Annotated in this window: 1 pseudogene; it reads right to left on the bottom strand. The window is 31.2% G+C overall.

The window, feature by feature from the left end:
• Nucleotides 1-295, bottom strand: a pseudogene (locus CWB66_RS21835) (BPSS1780 family membrane protein); the annotation flags it as partial.

Raw genomic sequence — 295 nt, 5'->3', positions numbered from 1 at the left:
ATATACAAATAAACTAATGTAGCAAATTGGAATTAAAATCAACAGCGGTAGTAGCGATAATAACATCGACAACACCATTAATAATGCGCAAATAATACCATAAACACTTAATGGTAAAATATTATAATAAAACACCATAAACGAACTTTTTAAGGCATTTAAAATACGTTGCTCTTTATTAAAATAAACCAGCGGTACTGCATAGGCAAACGAAGTAAAGTAAATAGAGATCGCAATTAAAAACAATGCCACGTTAGCAAGCGAAATACTCTCAAGCATTTGGCTAACAGCAGTA

Source organism: Pseudoalteromonas sp. S558, assembly GCF_005886635.1.
Classification (GTDB): domain Bacteria; phylum Pseudomonadota; class Gammaproteobacteria; order Enterobacterales; family Alteromonadaceae; genus Pseudoalteromonas; species Pseudoalteromonas aliena.
The sequence above is the reverse complement of the archived record's forward strand: the minus strand, read 5'-3'. Positions and strand labels throughout refer to the sequence as shown.